2 protein-coding genes are annotated in these 1,624 nt (G+C 65.0%); both read right to left on the bottom strand.

Annotated elements, in window-relative coordinates:
* Nucleotides 1–1,391, bottom strand: a 1,391-nt coding sequence (locus A2I95_RS36400) for a 2Fe-2S iron-sulfur cluster-binding protein (protein ID WP_291737371.1), incomplete at its 3' end; no start/stop codon positions are given.
* Between the two features lie 11 nt (nucleotides 1,392–1,402).
* A partial coding sequence (locus tag A2I95_RS36395) for a sarcosine oxidase subunit delta (RefSeq protein ID WP_291737370.1) occupies nucleotides 1,403–1,624 on the bottom strand: 222 nt, incomplete at its 5' end.

Here is a 1,624-nt window from a genome sequence, read left to right as displayed (position 1 = left end):
GCAGCACCGGCCACGGACATATTTTGCGGCAGTGTCCCCGCGGGGACAAAGGCGGCAATGTCTTCACGCCAGGCCGGACGGCCGCGCTGATGGCAGGTCAGATGCACGTTCGGGTTCCAGCCGCCGGACACAGCCAGCGCACCGCAAGGCACCTCGCGGGTGGAGCCATTGGCAAGCCGTACTTGCGCCCGTTCCAGACCCAGCCGCCCCTTGGAGTCGATCACCTGGGCACCAGCGAGCAGCTCCGCGCCTTCGACTTTCGGCGCGTCAGCACGGGTGTCGATCACCGCAGTCACCTTCACGCCCTTGGCAATCAGGTCCGCCGCAGTGCGGTGGCCGTCGTCATTGTTGGTGAAAACCGCAACGGTCTGATCCGGCGTCACCGCCCAGCGGTTGGCATAGGCGCGCACGGCCCCGGCCAGCATCACACCAGGACGGTCGTTGTTCTCAAACGCGATGGGCCGTTCGGTGGCACCTGCCGCCAGCATCGCCCGCTTGGAGTAGATACGCCACAGGATCTGCCGCGGCTTGCCCGCTTCCGGCGCCAGCACGTGGTCAGACACCCGCTCCACCGCGCCATAGATACCGTGGTCGAAGGCACCAATGATGGTGGTACGCGGCATCACCCGCACATTGTCCATCGCGGCCAGTTCAGCCTGCACCTGCGCCACCCAGGCAGCGCCGGTCAGATCACCAATGCCAAAGCTTTCGGCATTCAGCCGCCCGCCCAGCAGGAAATCCTCGTCGGCAATGATCACCTGCGCCCCGGCCCGGCCAGCGGTCAACGCCGCCATCAGGCCGGTAGGGCCGGAGCCGATCACCAGCAGGTCGCAATGCAGGAAACCCTTGTCATAGGCGTCCGGGTCGTCCTCAAAGCTAATGCTGCCCAGACCCGCGGCCTTGCGGATGATGGGTTCGTACAGCTTCTCCCAGAACGCAGCCGGCCACATGAAGGTTTTGTAGTAAAACCCAGCCGTCAGGAAGTTCGAAAACCTGTCGTTGATCGCCATGAAGTCATGCTGCAAGGACGGCCAGCGGTTCTGCGAGTTTGCTTCCAGCCCCTCGTACAGCTCAGCCGTGGTGGCGCGGGTGTTCGGCTCCTGCCGCCCGCCGCTGCGCAGCTCAACCAGCGCATTGGGCTCTTCGGAACCCGCGGTCAGCACGCCCCGCGGACGGTGGTATTTGAACGAGCGGCCCATCAGCCGCACGCCGTTTGCCAGCAGGGCCGAGGCCAGCGTGTCGCCCTCAAACCCTTTGTAGCGTTTACCGTCAAAAGAGAAGGTCAGCGTCTTGCTGCCCTTGATCAGCCCGCCGTCCAGACGGTTCACTTGGCTACCCTTGCGGGCACCGGTGCTGCCGTCGGCCTGAAAGGCCACGCGGCCGGCGTTCATTACTGCATCAGTCATTTGCTGCGCCCCCTTGCCCGGGCCACATCGCGGGCCAGCTCAACGTTCAGGATTTCATGGGTCACGGTGTTGCGGGTCACCACCAGCCAGGAGCGGTCGCCCTGCTCGTGGAACCACAGCTCGCGGTGTTCGCCCGCCGGATTGTCGCGCAGGTACAGGTAGTCGTGAAACTGGTCCGCCGCGTCTTCGGCCTGCCAGTCAGGCCGGTCGATCAGGCT

It is taken from the genome of Leisingera sp. F5 (assembly GCF_001593695.1).
The sequence above is the reverse complement of the archived record's forward strand: the minus strand, read 5'-3'. Positions and strand labels throughout refer to the sequence as shown.